Genomic DNA, 14557 nt, shown 5'->3' with positions numbered 1-14557 from the left:
TCGCCCCGGCTCTAGGTGAGGTGGCTTATGTGGCGGTTCGTAGTGGTGCTCGCGGTGGTTGTCGGATTTGTCGTCGTGCCGGCGCCTGTTGTGCAGGCTGCGGGGGTTCAGGAAGTGACTGGGTTTGGGTCTAATCCGGGGAATCTGAGGATGTTTCGGTATGTGCCTGACGGGCTCGAGGCGGGGCGGCCGTTGGTGGTTGCGTTGCACGGGTGCACGCAGTCGGCGGCCGCGTACGACGTCGAGCCGGGTTGGGTCGAGGTCGCCGAACGGATGCGCTTCGCGTTGCTGCTGCCTCAGCAGCAGAGCTCGAACAACCTGAACTCGTGCTTCAACTGGTTCGAGACGGGTGACACGACGCGGGGGTCCGGCGAGGCGCTGTCGATCAAGCAGATGGTCGATCGGATGCGGTCGGACTTCGGTACTGCGAGCAGCTTCGTCACGGGGTTGTCAGCTGGTGGTGCGATGACGTCGGTGATGTTGGCGACGTACCCGGAGGCGTTCGCTGCCGGAGCTGTCGTTGCGGGCCTGCCGTACCGTTGCGCCACGGGTGTTGCTCAGGCCTTCTCCTGCATGTCACCCGGCACGAACCTGACACCACAACAGTGGGGCGACAAGGTGCGCGCCGCTTCGACCGGTCCGTGGCCGACAATCTCGCTCTGGCACGGCACAGCCGACTCGACGGTTGCCTATAGCAACCTCAATGAGCTCGTCGAGCAGTGGACCAATGTGCACAGCACGGATCAGACGGCCGACGTGTCGGACACCATCGGCGGCTATCCGCACAAGGTGTATCGCAACAGCGCCGGCGTTTCGGTCGTGGAGACGTACTCGATCACCGGGATGAATCATGGGCAGCCGATCGATCCCGGTACGTGCGGCACGACTGCGCCGTACATCCTCGATGTCAACATCTGCGCGGCCGAGCACATTGCGCGCTTCTGGGGTCTCGACGATGCTCCGACCTCACCTGGCACGCGGATGTTCCCGAGCATCGACAGCCAGGACGGCTACGTCAAAGCTCAGTCCGACGGCTCCGCCCCCATCGTCGGGACGCTCGCCAACCTGGCTGTCGGCCAAGGCACGGACGGCAAGCAGAATCGCGCCGTACTCTCCTTCGACACCTCGACCATCCCCGACGACGCCACCATCACCCGCGCCTGGCTGACCGTCACCTCCGTCTCAGGCGTCGGCGACCCTTGGGCCGGCTCCAACCAACTCCTGATCGACCTTCAGACCGGTTGCTTCAACGCCTGCACCACCGAACCCGCTGACTGGGCCGCCCCGCCAACGACTCCAGCCGTGGCGAGCCTCCCGCCCTTCGCCACCGGCCCAGCCACCTCTACCGACTTCTCCCCCACTGCCATCAACCGAACCGGCCCCACCCAGCTCAAACTCCGCTTCGCCCAATCCCCCACAACCACCGCCTACCGCTTCCTCTCCCCCGGAGCTCAAGCGACCTTGCACATCACGTACGACGGTTAGTTCTGGCCCAAGCAAAAGGAAAGGCAAGGAGAATGGAACTCCCTGCCACTATCAACCTATAGCGCACTGGGGGACTTGCCGCAAGGCCCCGGTCGTGCTGCAGAATCGCGGTTCTCAGCCAGAAGAATCTCGATCAGTGGGGGTTTTGTGATTGACGTGATCGTTGCCGGTGGCGGGCCGACCGGGATGATGCTGGCCAGTGAACTGCGGCTGCACGGCGTGCATGTGGTGGTGCTCGAGCGGGACTCCGGGCCGACCAAAGTCGTCCGGGCGCTCGGGCTGCATGCGCGCAGTATCGAGGTGCTCGACCAGCGCGGTCTGCTGGAGCGCTTCCAGGAGCACGGGAAGCAGTTTCCGGTCGGCGGGTTCTTCGCCGGGATCCTCAAGCCGAACCCGGTCCACCTGGACAGCACTCACCCGTATGTCCTCGGCATCCCGCAGAACATCACCGACCGTCTGCTCGCCGAGCATGCCGCCGAGGTCGGCGCCGATATCCGGCCCGACACCGAGCTGGTCGATCTGAGCCAGGACGCCGACGGGGTGACCGTCGCACTGGCTGATGGGAGTCAGCTGCGCTCGCGGTATCTCGTGGGGTGCGACGGTGGCCGCAGTACGGTGCGCCGGCTGCTCGGCGTCGGCTTTCCCGGCGAGACGAGTCAGGTCGAGACGTTGCTTGGTGAGATGGAGGTGACGGCGGCACCGGAGACGCTCATGGCTGCCGTCATGGAGATCCGCAAGACCGAGCTGCGGTTCGGGGCCATGCCGCTCCAGGATGGGACGTACCGCGTCGTCGTACCTGCTGATGGGTTGACCGGGGACCGCACGACCCCGCCTAGTTTCGAGGAGTTCAAGGGGCAGTTGCAGAAGTACGCCGGTACGGACTTCGGAGTGCACTCACCACGCTGGCTCTCCCGGTTCGGCGACGCGACGCGCCTGGCCGACCTGTACCGCACCGGGCGCGTCCTGCTCGCCGGCGACGCCGCCCACATCCACCCGCCGGCGGGCGGTCAGGGCCTCAACCTCGGCATCCAGGACGCGGTCAACCTGGGGTGGAAACTCGCCGCCGAGATCAACGGGTGGGCGCCCGACGATCTCCTCGACACCTACCACGCCGAACGGCACCCCGTGGCTGCCGACGTACTCGACAACACCCGGGCCCAGATGGAACTCATGTCCACCGAGCCCGGAGCCCAAGCGGTACGGCGCTTGGTGTCAGAGCTCATGGATTTCGAGGACGTCCACCGTCTCCTGATCGAGAAGATCACAGCCACCGCGATCCGCTACGACTTCGGCGAGGACCACGACCTGATCGGCCGCCGCCTCCCGGACCTCCCTCTCAAACAGGGCCGCCTCTACGATCACCTCCACACCGCCCGCGGCATCCTGCTCGACCAAACCGGCACCCTCTCCATCACCGGCTGGGAAGACCGCGTAGACCACCTCACCGGAGACCTCCCCCACCCCGCCCTCCTCCTCCGCCCCGACGGCCACATCGCCTGGCTCGGCAACTCCCAGCAAGCCCTCAACCCCCACCTCACCAAGTGGTTCGGCCGCAAGAACACCTGAGCCGCGCCGCCCGGTGACTGTGGTGTGGTCACCGGGCGGGGGCGTGGGGACGGGCTAGTTGGGTGGGAGGGTGGTGGTGTGGAGGGTGGTGCCGGATTGGTCTCGGAGGTTGACGGTTAGGTGGTGGGTGGTGGCGTCGATGGTTACTTCGCCGAAGTACTGGTAGCCGTAGGCGGGGTTGCCTACGTCGGCGGAGGGGGCGCCCTTGGCGAAGACGACCTGGGGGCCGAAGGTGGGGTCGACGGGGTTCGGGCGCGGCTCGACGCCGACTGCTGCGTTGAGGGGGCCGGAGACGAACTCCCAGAACGGGTCGAAGTCGGTGAACTTGGCGCGTGACGGGTCGTAGTGGTGGGCAGCGGTGTAGTGCACGTCGCCGGTGACCCAGACCATGCCGGTGATGCGGTTGCGTTTGGCGTACGCGAGCAGCTCGGCGATCTCGAGCTCGCGGCCCAGCGGCGTACCGGGGTCGCCTTGGGCGATGGCTTCGATGGCGGCGCCGTCGGGGACGACGAGACTGATCGGGAGGTCGGCCGCGAGCACCTTCCAGGTGGCCCGGGATGCCTTGAGCTCGCGCTTCAGCCAGTCGAGCTGACGGCGCCCGAACACGCCGCCGTCGCTGACGGCCTCCAGCCCGGCAGTGTTGGCGTCCTTGTACGAGCGCATGTCGATCACGAAGACGTCGAGCAGTTCGCCGTACCGATTGACCCGGTACACGCGGCCTTCGTCGTCGGTGCGGGTGCTGGTGGGCAGGTACTCGTGGAAGGCACGACGTGCCCGGGCAGCGAGTACGTCGACCCGCTTCTCGGTGTACCGGCTGTCGTCCAGGATCTCGCCCGGGTACCAGTTGTTGGTGACCTCGTGGTCGTCCCAGGAGTTGATCTGCGGCACCTCGGCGTTGAACCGCCGCAGGTTCTCGTCGAGCAGGTTGTAGCGGTAGTTGCCGCGGTACTCGGCCAGCGTCTCGGCCACCTTCGACTTCTCGGCGGTGACGAGGTTGCGCCACACGGTGCCGTCCGGCAGCGGCTTCTCCGCGGGCAGTACGCCGTCGGCGTAGATCAGGTCGCCGGAGCAGATGAAGAAGTCCGGGTTCAGCCGGCGCATCGCCTCGAAGATCCGGTACCCGCCGCGCGCGGGGTCGATCCCCCACCCCTGGCCGGCGAGGTCGGCCGACCACAGGAACCGGATGTCGGCCGATCCGTTCGGCGCGGTCCGCAGCCGGCCGTACTCCGGCGCGCTGTTGCGCCGGTCGTCGTCCGGATCCGCGACGACGACCCGGTAGAAGACGTCCTCACCGGCGGGCAGGCCGCGGAGCAGAGTCTTGCCGGTGAAGTCGCTGCGCTCATCCAGGATCGGGCCGCTCAGACGCCGTACCCGTCGAAAGGTCTCGGTCGGACTCACCTCGACCCACATCCGGGCCGGCCGGTCCGACCGCGCCCAGACGACCGCCTGCGACGCGGAGACGTCACCGGACTGCACGCCATGGGTGATTGCGGGGCGACCCGACCGCACCAGAGCCGGCGCGCCGATGGCCGATGAGGTCGGCAGTAACAGCGACGCGCCCGCGGCCGCGCCACCGAGCAGCAGAGTACGGCGACCTGGACGGTGGAAGGACTTCGGTTCGGACATGACACTCCCGGGGGGCAGGGGAAAGGACTCCTCCGGTCTAACCACGGCGAACCAAGCTCGGGTGAAACCCGCGCCAATGTCTCCGAAACCCCTGCCGAGCAGCTACCGACTCCGATCGATGGGGCAAGAAGCGGACGGGATAGATTGTGGGGGTGCGGGGACTGCGCGGGCGGCGGCGAGAAGTTGCCGTGTTGGAGGGGTTGGTCGGGGCTGCGCGGGCGGGCCGGAGCGAGGCGCTGGTGCTTCGTGGCGAGGCTGGGGTCGGGAAGTCGGCGTTGCTCGACGCGCTGGTTGCGCGGAGCGAGGCTTGCCGGGTTGCGCGGGCCGTGGGTGTCGAGTCCGAGATGGAGCTTGCGTACTCCGGACTCCATCAGCTGTGTGCGCCCTTCCTTGACCTGGCCGACCGGCTACCGGGGCCGCAGCATGACGCGCTCGGTACGGCGTTCGGCGAGCAGAGCGGACCTGCTCCGGACAAGTTTCTGGTCGGCCTCGCCGTACTGAATCTTCTGTCCGACGCGGCGACCAAGCAGCCGGTGCTGTGTGTCATCGACGACGCGCAATGGATCGATCTGATGTCCGCCCGGATCCTGGCGTTTGTCGCGCGGAGGTTGGCTGCTGAGTCGGTGGTGATGGTGTTCGCCGTACGCGATGGTGAGGATCACGAGCTGACTGGTTTGGCCGAGCTCGAGGTTCGCGGGCTGGGTGATGCAGACGCGCGAGCTCTGCTCGACTCGGTGCTGCCCGGTCCGGTTGACCCGCGAGTGCGGGACCGGATCGTGGCCGAGACCCGCGGCAATCCGCTTGCCCTGCTTGAGCTTCCGCACGCGTGGAGCCTCACCGAGTTGGCGGACGGCGCCAGTCCGGGCACGCTTGCGAGCCGGATCGAGGAGGGCTTCGTACGGCGGCTCGAGGTGCTCCCGCAAGACACCCGGCTGCTCCTGCTCACGGCAGCCGCGGAGCCGCTCGGCGACCCGACATTGCTCTGGCGTGCGGCGGAGAAGCTCGAACTCGGGGCAGATCCCGCGGCTGCGGCGATCGCAACCGGGCTGATCACCTTTGGCCGGCACATTCAGTTCAGGCATCCGATGGTGCGGTCGGCGGCCTACCGGCTGGCGACGCCGCAGGAGCGGCAGGCGGTGCACCGAGCGTTGGCCGAGGTGACCGATCCCGACGTGGACCCGGACCGGCGCGCGTGGCACCGGGCGAACGCGACACCGCTCCCTGATGAGGTGGTCGCCGCCGAGCTCGAGCGGTCTGCCGACCGCGCGCGGGCGCGAGGCGGGTTCTTCGCGGCCGGCGCGTTCCTGGAACGATCGGCGGCGCTGACGCTCGACCCTGATCGCCGGTCGCAGCGGTTGTTGGCTGCCGCCGCGGCCAAGCGCCGGGCTGGTGCGCTCGAGGCAACGCTCGATCTTCTCGGCAGCGCGCTCGTCGGACCACCGAACGCGCTCCACGAAGCCGAGGCCCAGCGACTGCGCGGCCAGATCGCGTTCGACCAAGGCAGAGCCGACGAGGCGGCCCGCACTCTGCTCGCCGCAGCTGGCCGACTCGAGCCCCACGACGTCGACCAAGCGCGGCTCGCCTACCTCGAGGCGATGTCGGCAGCCATCTGGGCAAGCGGCCCAGACACCGCGAGCATCCTCACAACCGCAGCAACCGCAACTCCCCCACCACACCCGCCCGATGAGCTGCTGCAGGCGCTTGCGGTGCGGGTCACACGTGGGTACGGCGAAGCGGCGCCCCAGCTCATGGCGGCGGTTGAGCGTGCGCGTTCGGCGGGTGGCGACGCGGGCGAGGTCGCCGGACGGGTCGGTGGGATGGTCGCGATTGAGGTTTGGGATTTTGATGCCGCGCTCGAGCTTGCGGGGTGGCAGGACCGGGCGGCTCGGGAGAGCGGCGCGCTTGTGCAGTTGCAGTTTGCGCTCAGTTCGCGGGCCAATCTGTTGTGCTTGTCGGGCGAACTGAGCGCGGTGTCCGGCATTGTCGACGAGGATCGGCAGATTGCGGCATCTACTGGGAACCCGCCGGTCGTCTACGGGCCTTTGCTGTTCGAGGCGTTTCGCGGCAACGAGCGTGAGGCCCGCCGGCTGGTCGACGCGACGATTCAAGAGGCGACCGAACATCACCAGGGTCGGATCGCGGCGTTCGCGTCGTACGCGGATGCGGTGCTCAACAACGGTCTCGGCAGGTACGACGTTGCTCGCGACGCCGCGCTTCACGTGTTCGAGCAAGATGTCGTCGGGCACGGCGTACTGGTCGTCGGGGAGCTCGCCGAGGCGGCGTCGAGGACTGGCGACACCAAGCTGGTCGAGTCCGCGTTGGCCTGGGTGACCGAGCGCGTCACCGCGACTCCGACGGACTGGGGGCGCGGCATCGAGGCACGCGTCCGGGCGTTGCTCGGCGGGGACGAAGATGCCTATCGCCAGTCGATCGAGCACCTTCGACGGACCAAGCTGCGCGTCGAGGTGGCTCGGGCCGAGCTGTTGTACGGCGAGTGGTTGCGCCGCGAGGGACGTCGTGCGGATGCTCGTGAACAACTGCGGACGGCTCACGAGCAGCTCGCTGCGATGGGGCTCGAGGCGTTCGCTGAGCGCGCTCGGCACGAGCTGCTGGCCACCGGCGAGACGGTCCGCAAACGCACGCCGGACACGCTCAACGACCTCACTGCGCAGGAGGCCCAGATCGCGGGACTGGCGCGGGACGGGCTCACGAATGTCGAGATCGGGGCGCAGCTGTACATCAGTCCCCGGACCGTGGAGTGGCACCTGCGCAACACGTTCTCGAAGCTCGGGATCACGTCCCGCCGGCAGCTCCGGAAGGCGCTCGACTCGCAGAACCAGGGATGACCACGGGGGCGACGAGCGCTTGCGGTGCCGAGGATGGGAGGACCTTCGTCGAAGGAGTCGTCCCATGGACGCCAAGCTCAAGGCTGTCGTCGTACCCGTGTCCGATGTCGATCGGACCCGGCATTTCTACCGTGCGCTCGGGTTTCACCTGGACTGCGACCAGCAGGACGGCGAGGTGCGGGTCGTGCAGCTGACCCCGCCGGGCTCGCTGTGCTCGATCATCATCGGCACCGGCATCGAGTCAGCCCAGCCGGGGTCGGCCGTCGGTGTGCTGAGGGTGGATGACCTCCCGGCAGCGATCGCCGACCTGGCGAAGCGCGGCGCCGCTCCGAGCCCCATCAGGAAGAGCGCAACAGGCGTCGACCAGGCATCCTTCCACGACCCGGATGGCAACAAGTGGCTCCTGGTGGGCGATGCACCCTGGAACTGAGGACCTCCTCAGGTTCGGGCGTCGCGGGGGATGCCGGCCGCCGCGTACGCGTCGGGTTCGTCGAGGGTTTCGTGGATGAGGAGTTGGGTGGCGATGCCGTCGAGGCGGTCGCGGTTCTCCCGCAACAGCCGCCTGGCTTCTTGGTAGCACTCGTCGATGAGGCGGCGGACCTCCTCGTCGACGGTGTTCAGGAGACCATCTGAGGCGACAGCCCGCGGATCCCCGTCCGACGGGAGGACCGAGACCGGACCGACGGCCGCGGACATCCCCCAGCGGCCGACCATCGCGCGGGCGATCCGGGTCGCGGTCTCCAGATCGCTCTCGGCGCCAGTGGTCACCACGCCCAGCACCTCCTGCTCGGCAGCCATCCCACCCAGCGCGCCGATGATCCGACCGCGCAGGTAGTCCGCGTCGTACCCGTACCGGTCCATCTCCGGCGTCGACAACGTCACCCCCAACGCCCGGCCCCGCGGGATGATCGACACCTTCCGCACCGGGTCCGCACCGACCTGGATCATCCCCAGCAGGGCATGTCCACCCTCGTGATACGCCGTACGACGCCTCTCCTCCTCCGGCATCACCACATTGCGCGCCGTCCCGAGCTGGATCTTCTCCAACGCGTCAGTCAGATCGTGGTGATGGATCTCCGAACGACCCGACCGCGCGGCAGCCAACGCCGCCTCGTTCAACAGGTTGGCCAGGTCCGCACCGGTCATCCCCGGCGTGGACCGCGACATCGCGGCAAGATCAACATCCGAAGCCAGCGGCTTCCCCCGCGCGTGCACCCGCAGAATCGCCTCCCGGCCCTGCTGATCAGGAGCGTGCACGGTGATCGTCCGGTCGAACCGCCCCGGCCGCAGCAACGCCGGATCGAGCACGTCGGGCCGGTTCGTCGCCGCCAGAACCACCACGCCCTCGGTCCCGGAGAAACCGTCCATCTCGGTCAGGATCTGATTCAGCGTCTGCTCCCCCTCGTCGTGGCCACCGATCGCCCGGCCACCACCCCGCGCCCGCCCGATGGTGTCGATCTCGTCGATGAAGATGATCGCCGGCGCCACCTTCCGCGCCTCCCCGAACAGCTGCCGCACCCGACTCGCCCCAACCCCGACGATCGCCTCGATGAACTCCGAAGCACTCGCCGAGAAGAACGGCACCCCCGCCTCACCGGCGGTTGCCCGCGCAAGCAGCGTCTTCCCCGTCCCCGGCGCACCCGCCAGCAACACACCCTTCGGTGCCCGCGCACCCAACCGGCGGTACTTGTCCGGGTCCTTCAGGTAGTCGACGATCTCGGTGATCTCCCCCTTCACCTCGTCGATCCCCGCCACATCGGCGAACGTCGTCCGCACGCTCTCCGGATCCACCGGCTTCTTCTGCCCACCGCCCAGCAAACCACCCAGACCACCCGCGGCCGCACGCTGCTGACGCCGGAACAACCACAGGTAGAACCCGACCAGCAACAGGATCGGCGCGAACGAGATCAGCAAGTTCCACAACGTGCCGCGGGACTGGACCACCGGAGTCGCCCGCACCGTCGTCCCGCTCTTCTCCAATGCGCCGTACAGGTCGTCGTTGGCGAACGTCGGCCGCTCGGTGGTGAACTTCGTGTACGACGTGTCCGTCTTGCCCGGCACCGACGCAGCCTCCTTCAGCTGGCCCTCGATCGTGTCGCCCCGAGCGAAGATCTCCGCGACGTTGCCCTTCTCGACCTGCGTGGTGAACTCGGTGTACGCGATCGTCTCCGCGCCGCCGGACATCTGGTCCTGCATCGTGGTGAGCAGGAACAGCACGAGGTAGCCGCCGACGATCCACGCCACCAACCTCAGCCAGCCAGGCCGGCGCGGCCGGTTTCCCTTTCCGGTCGGCATGCCTTCGGTCCGCCACGGTTGATCGGGCCGCCGCTCGGCCTGGTCACGCTCGGCGGGCCGCCGCTCGTCGCGTTCGGCAGGCTGCTGCTCACCCTGGCGCTGGTTCTGGTCACTCATGGTCAGCTCCCCCTGGCCGGGATCTTTCCCTGACTCGAACAGGTGTCCCACGCCCGGCCGGTCCGGCGCAACCACCGTCCCATCCCAGCCCCAGGGACGACACCAGGGATCACCACTGGGGCGAGCACGCGCCCGGGGAGCGACAGTCAATGGTGTCGGAACAACTACAGGAGGAAGCAGTGAGCACCGATCTCAAGTTCGAGGCCGTCGTCATCCCGGTCACCGACGTGGACAAGGCGAAGGCGTTCTACGAGCAGCTGGACTGGCGGCTGGACGTCGACTTCGCGTTCGACAACGGTTTCCGGGTCGTTCAGTTCACCCCGCCGGGCTCGCCGGCGTCGGTGCAGTTCGGCAGCAACATCACCACCGCCGAGCCGGGCTCGGCCCAGGGCCTCTACCTCATCGTCTCCGACATCGAGGCCGCGCGGAGCGAGCTCGCGGCGCGCGGAGTCGAGGTCAGCGAGGCGTTCCACCCCGCGACCCCGGGCGCGCAGTTCCAGGCCGACGACAGCGGCCGAGTCAACGGGCCGGCCGACGAGCGCGCCAGCTACGGCTCGTTCGCCACTTTCACCGACCCCGACGGCAACGGCTGGCTGCTGCAGGAGGTCACCAAGCGGCTGCCCGGCCGGGTCGACCCCGCGGAAACGACGTACACCTCGGTGGACGACCTGAAGCAGGCGCTGACTCGCGCAGCGACGGCTCACGGCGAGCACGAGAAGCGCAACGGCGGCGAGTACGACGAGGCCTGGCCCGAGTGGTACGCCACCTACATGGTCGCCGAGCGGACCGGCCAGGAACTCCCCCAATGAGCGACTACGACGTCATCGTGATCGGCGGCGGCTCCCCCGGTGAGCACGCCGCCGGGGCCCTCGCCGAGGGCGGCCTGCGGGTCGCGGTCGTCGAGTCCGAACTGGTCGGGGGCGAGTGCTCGTACTGGGCCTGCATCCCGTCGAAGACCCTGCTCCGTCCGGGCGAGGCCGCGCAGGCCGCGAACGAGGCCGCCGCTCCCGCGACGGTCGACGTCGAGGCGGCGCTGGCGTACCGCGACTTCATGGTCTCGGACTACTCCGACGCCGGTCAGGAGAAGTGGCTCGCCGACAACAAGATCGACCTGATCCGCGGCCGCGGCCGGCTGGCCGGAACCGGCGTGGTCGAGGTCGACGGACGCCAGTACACCGCAGAGCACGTCGTACTCGCGAACGGCTCCGACGCCGTCGTGCCGCCCATCCCGGGCCTCGACGAGCTCGACGGCGTCTGGACGAGCCGCGAGGCGACGAGCATGAAGGCGGTCCCCCGCCGCTTGGTGGTGCTCGGAGGCGGACCGGTCGGCGTCGAGATGGCGCAAGCGGTACGGCGCTTGGGCGGCGACGTCGTCCTGGTCGAGTCAGCCGACCACCTGCTGTCCCATGAGGCCGCACCACTGGGTGAGGCCCTCGGCGAGGTGCTACGACGCGACGGGATCGAGCTGATCACCGGCGCACGAGCGACTGCGGCCCGACGCGACGGTGACGACTACGTGCTCGTGCTGGAGGACGATCGCGAGGTTCGCGGCGACCGGCTGCTGATCGCCACCGGTCGCCGGCCGCGTGTCGACGGCATCGGGCTGGAGACGATCGGCGTCACGGCCGACGCCGACGGAGTGCCGGTCAACGCTCGCCTGCAGGTCGCGGACCGGGTCTGGGCAGTGGGCGATGTGACGGGCATCTGGCTGTTGACCCATGTCGGCAAGTACCAAGCCCGCGTCGTCGCCGCGAACATCCTCGGCGAACCACGGGAGGCGAACTACGACGCCGTACCGCGGGTCGTCTTCACCGATCAGCAGGCCGCGGCGGTCGGTGCGACGGCGGCGCCGTACAGCGCGACCATCGCGCTGCGGGACGTGGCGAAGACGGCCACGTACACGCACGAGTACGCCAACAGCCCGGGATTCCTCACGCTGCTGAGTGACGGCGAACGCCTCACCGGCGCCTACGCCCTCGGGCCGGAAGCCGGCGAGTGGCTGCAGCAGGCCACGCTCGCGATCCGCGCCCGCATCCCGATCACCGTCCTCCGCGACACCATCCAGCCCTTCCCGACCTTCTCCGAGATCTACCTCCCGGCCCTCAAAGCCCTGGCAACTACGTGAGTCGCTGCCTTAGTATCTGCGTATGCGCGTAGATACGCAGTCGCGTAGGTCGATTCCGGGCGACGAGCAGGTCGAGTTGGCGGTTCGGGTGTTCCAGATGCTGTCGGACGCGACCCGGGTGCGGCTGCTGTGGGCGCTGCTGGACGGCGAGATGCCGGTCAACGAGCTGGCCGCGGCGGTCGGCAAGTCGCCGGCCGGGGTGTCCCAGCACCTGGCCAAGCTGCGGATGGCGCACCTGGTGCGGACCCGGCGGCAGGGCAACCAGATCTTCTACCGGATCGAGAGCTCCCACGTCAGTCAGTTGGTCGAGGACGCGATCTACCACGCCGAGCACTCCAGCGGGGGCTTTCCCGAGCACCATCGGTCCGCGGACGCCGTACCTCACGACGACCCGGCAACCGGCACCACGCAGAGGCGGGAACGCCGATGAGCGCGACGGGCCACCATCACGATCACGAAGCGACCACCGGCCACAGCCACGGGCATGGGCATGGGCATGGGCATGGGCATCATGGTGGGTTGCTGGGCAAGGTGAAGGAGATCTTCGTCCCGCACTCGCACGACAGCGCCGACAAGGTCGACTCTGCGCTGGAGGCGAGCAAGGAGGGCATGCGCTGCCTGAAGATCAGCTTCGTCGGCCTGATGGTCACCGCGCTGATCCAGACCCTGATCGTCGTCTACACGAACTCGGTCGCCCTGCTCGGCGACACCCTGCACAACTACGCCGACGCGCTGACTGCGATCCCGTTGGCGATCGCCTTCATCGTCGGCCGCCGGCTCGCGACCCGCAGCTACACCTACGGGTACGGGCGGGCCGAGGACCTGGCCGGGATTGTCGTGGTGGTGCTGATCGCGGCCTCCGCGGCGTACGCCGGATACGAGGCGATCATGCGGTTCATCCATCCCGGTGACGTCCGCCATGTCGGCGTACTGGCGGTCGCCGGCGTGATCGGCTTCCTGGGCAACGAAATCGTCGCCCAGTACCGGATCCGCACCGGCCGTCGGATCGGTTCGGCCGCCCTGGTCGCCGACGGTCTGCACGCTCGTACCGACGGCTTCACCAGCCTCGCCGTGGTCCTCAGCGCGGCCGGCGCCTGGCTCGGCTTCGGATTGGCCGACCCGATCATCGGCCTGCTGATCACGATCGCGATCCTGTTCGTCCTGCGCGACGCCGCCCGCGAGGTCTACCGGCGACTCATGGACGCGGTCGACCCAGCACTCGTCGACCAGGCCGAGCAAGTCATCCGCTCCACTCCGGGCGTCGTCGACGTGACCGGCGTACAACTTCGCTGGCTGGGCCACACGCTCCGCGCCGAAGCACGCATCAGCGTCGACTCCAACATGTCTCTGGTCGACGCCCACCACCTCAGCCACCAGGTCGAGCACGAACTGGTCCACGGCGTACGTTGCCTCTCCTCGGCAACCATCCACGCCGAGCCCCTCCCCCACGACTCCACCGCAGCCCATGACCTGATCAGCCACCACCGCTGACCACGTGCCCTGGGCAATCGCTTGGCGAACGGAGACAGGGGATGCGAGGGTAGGTGCGACAGGTGTCGGGCCTGGGGTCGACCGCCATCGTGCCGCCCCGGGGAGCACCTATGAGCACTTTCCTCGCGGGCGTGCTGGTCACGTACTGCGTCGCACTAGGGCGGGGCGTCGACCGTTGGCTCAGCCGGTCCACCTGGAGCCGGAACCATCCGCGCCTCGCACTACAACTCTGGCAAGCGTGCGGTATCGCCACACCGTCGGCCCTGGTCGGAGCCGTGTTCCTCCTCACCCACGAGGTCCCGGCGTCGCCCGAGTGGATGGCGGCGGCACTGCTGATCGCCGTACTGATCACCGGTTTGAGCCTCGACGTCGTACGGCGAGCTGTCGCGGCCGCGCGGATCCGCGGCCGGCACCGCCTCCTGGTCAGACTCTGTGCCCGACCAACCGCAGACCGCGACGTCTACTTGCTCGACACACCCGAAGTCGCCGCGTACTGCGTCCCCGGACGACGCCGGTCGGGTCGGGTGATCGTCACGTCGGCCGGCCGCCGGCTCCTCACCGACGCCGAGATGGCCGCGACGGTCGCCCACGAGCGCGCACATCTCGGTCAGCGCCACCACGCGAAGATCCTGCTGGCCGACACGATCACCGGCCTGCTCGCGCCATTCGGACTCCTCCCCGACTACGCCACGCAGACTCGTCGCCTGGTCGAGATGGCAGCCGACGACCAGGCCGCCGGCGTGTGCGGACGCGAGACCGTAGCCAGTGCGCTCTTCAGGGTCGGCGCCGCCGCCGGCCCGGCGTCGGGGCCGTCGCCGTTCCTCGGCGTCGCGGCGTCGTACACGGCCGAACGGATCCGCCGCCTCCTCCAACCCGCGCGGCCGACCGGTCGCCTGCTCTCCGTGGCTGTCGGCGCCCTCATGCTCGCGATCACCCTGGTGCCGCCCGCTGTGATCGCCGGATCACACAACCTGGTGCTTCACTAACCACTCGCCGCGCCGATGGT

General features: G+C 68.6%; 11 protein-coding genes. 9 read left to right on the top strand and 2 right to left on the bottom strand.

Features of this window, described 5'->3' with window-relative positions; translation table 11 throughout:
- Positions 1–27: 27 nt before the first annotated feature.
- A complete protein-coding gene (locus AB0H36_RS17505) occupies positions 28–1485 on the top strand; it encodes a PHB depolymerase family esterase (protein WP_360523564.1) in 1458 nt (485 codons plus the stop codon).
- 147 nt (positions 1486–1632) lie between these two features.
- Positions 1633–3051, top strand: a complete 1419-nt coding sequence (rox, locus tag AB0H36_RS17500; RefSeq protein WP_360523561.1) for a rifampin monooxygenase — start codon at positions 1633–1635, stop codon at positions 3049–3051.
- A 54-nt stretch (positions 3052–3105) separates the two neighbouring features.
- Here the strand turns inward: rox and AB0H36_RS17495 are convergent, their stop codons facing one another.
- Positions 3106–4677, bottom strand: a complete 1572-nt coding sequence (locus AB0H36_RS17495) for an alkaline phosphatase D family protein (RefSeq protein WP_360523558.1) — start codon at positions 4675–4677, stop codon at positions 3106–3108.
- Between the two features lie 146 nt (positions 4678–4823).
- Between AB0H36_RS17495 and AB0H36_RS17490 the strand changes: the two genes are divergently transcribed.
- The gene (locus AB0H36_RS17490) at positions 4824–7523 is read left to right on the top strand and encodes an AAA family ATPase (protein ID WP_360523555.1); all 2700 of its coding nucleotides are present in this window, start codon (positions 4824–4826) and stop codon (positions 7521–7523) included.
- Between the two features lie 64 nt (positions 7524–7587).
- Positions 7588–7953 (top strand): VOC family protein, encoded by a 366-nt coding sequence (locus AB0H36_RS17485; protein ID WP_360523552.1) that lies wholly within the window; start codon positions 7588–7590, stop codon positions 7951–7953.
- An 8-nt stretch (positions 7954–7961) separates the two neighbouring features.
- Here AB0H36_RS17485 and ftsH read toward each other — a convergent pair whose 3' ends face one another.
- A complete protein-coding gene (gene ftsH, locus AB0H36_RS17480) occupies positions 7962–9935 on the bottom strand; it encodes an ATP-dependent zinc metalloprotease FtsH (protein ID WP_360523549.1) in 1974 nt (657 codons plus the stop codon).
- 179 nt (positions 9936–10114) lie between these two features.
- Here ftsH and AB0H36_RS17475 point away from each other — a divergent pair, with 179 nt between their 5' ends.
- From AB0H36_RS17475 to AB0H36_RS17455, 5 genes are all read left to right on the top strand, one after another.
- Positions 10115–10744: a VOC family protein gene (locus AB0H36_RS17475; RefSeq protein WP_360523546.1), complete on the top strand. Its 630-nt coding sequence runs from the start codon at positions 10115–10117 to the stop codon at positions 10742–10744.
- Entirely contained in the window at positions 10741–12060 is a 1320-nt protein-coding gene (locus AB0H36_RS17470; protein ID WP_360523543.1) for an NAD(P)/FAD-dependent oxidoreductase, read from the top strand. Before AB0H36_RS17475 ends, AB0H36_RS17470 begins: the two co-directional genes overlap by 4 nt.
- 22 nt (positions 12061–12082) lie before the next feature.
- Entirely contained in the window at positions 12083–12490 is a 408-nt protein-coding gene (locus AB0H36_RS17465; RefSeq protein ID WP_360523540.1) for a metalloregulator ArsR/SmtB family transcription factor, read from the top strand.
- Positions 12487–13551, top strand: a complete 1065-nt coding sequence (locus tag AB0H36_RS17460; protein WP_360523537.1) for a cation diffusion facilitator family transporter — start codon at positions 12487–12489, stop codon at positions 13549–13551. Before AB0H36_RS17465 ends, AB0H36_RS17460 begins: the two co-directional genes overlap by 4 nt.
- Before the next feature lie 110 nt (positions 13552–13661).
- Entirely contained in the window at positions 13662–14537 is an 876-nt protein-coding gene (locus AB0H36_RS17455; protein WP_360523534.1) for a M56 family metallopeptidase, read from the top strand.
- Positions 14538–14557 lie beyond the last annotated feature (20 nt).

It is taken from the genome of Kribbella sp. NPDC050820, from assembly GCF_040653975.1.
GTDB lineage: Bacteria > Actinomycetota > Actinomycetes > Propionibacteriales > Kribbellaceae > Kribbella.
The sequence above is the reverse complement of the archived record's forward strand: the minus strand, read 5'-3'. Positions and strand labels throughout refer to the sequence as shown.

Bases quoted from the DNA above. Each gene is read 5' to 3' on its own strand.
- AB0H36_RS17485 (WP_360523552.1), top strand. From the start codon at position 7,588: ATGGACGCCAAGCTCAAGGCTGTCGTCGTACCCGTGTCCGATGTCGAT.
- AB0H36_RS17495 (WP_360523558.1), bottom strand. From the start codon at position 4,677: ATGTCCGAACCGAAGTCCTTCCACCGTCCAGGTCGCCGTACTCTGCTG.
- ftsH (WP_360523549.1), bottom strand. From the start codon at position 9,935: ATGAGTGACCAGAACCAGCGCCAGGGTGAGCAGCAGCCTGCCGAACGC.
- AB0H36_RS17465 (WP_360523540.1), top strand. From the start codon at position 12,083: ATGCGCGTAGATACGCAGTCGCGTAGGTCGATTCCGGGCGACGAGCAG.
- AB0H36_RS17455 (WP_360523534.1), top strand. From the start codon at position 13,662: ATGAGCACTTTCCTCGCGGGCGTGCTGGTCACGTACTGCGTCGCACTA.
- AB0H36_RS17460 (WP_360523537.1), top strand. From the start codon at position 12,487: ATGAGCGCGACGGGCCACCATCACGATCACGAAGCGACCACCGGCCAC.
- AB0H36_RS17470 (WP_360523543.1), top strand. From the start codon at position 10,741: ATGAGCGACTACGACGTCATCGTGATCGGCGGCGGCTCCCCCGGTGAG.
- AB0H36_RS17505 (WP_360523564.1), top strand. From the start codon at position 28: ATGTGGCGGTTCGTAGTGGTGCTCGCGGTGGTTGTCGGATTTGTCGTC.